Genomic DNA, 203 nt, shown 5'->3' with positions numbered 1-203 from the left:
GCCGGGAGGAGACGACGAGCGCATAGACGATCGTCGGCACGACGAGGGCGTAGAGTCCGGCCGTGGCGGGCAGGCCCGCGATCTGCGCGTACCCGATGTTGAGCGGGATGGCGATGGCGATGAGGGTCACGCCCGCCAGCAGCTCGCGCCCGAGGTTCCGCGGGGTGAGGCCGACGAGCGGTGGTTGCACGCGCGCCTCCTCG

Annotated in this window: 1 protein-coding gene; it reads right to left on the bottom strand. The window is 72.4% G+C overall.

Going from position 1 to position 203, the window contains the following annotated elements; translation table 11 throughout:
• Positions 1–190 (bottom strand): SulP family inorganic anion transporter (locus FJ658_RS14995; protein WP_255447763.1); only part of this gene is annotated, 190 nt, incomplete at its 3' end.
• Positions 191–203 lie beyond the last annotated feature (13 nt).

The sequence above is a fragment of the Schumannella sp. 10F1B-5-1 genome (assembly GCF_006517535.1).
GTDB lineage: Bacteria > Actinomycetota > Actinomycetes > Actinomycetales > Microbacteriaceae > Schumannella.
The sequence above is the reverse complement of the archived record's forward strand: the minus strand, read 5'-3'. Positions and strand labels throughout refer to the sequence as shown.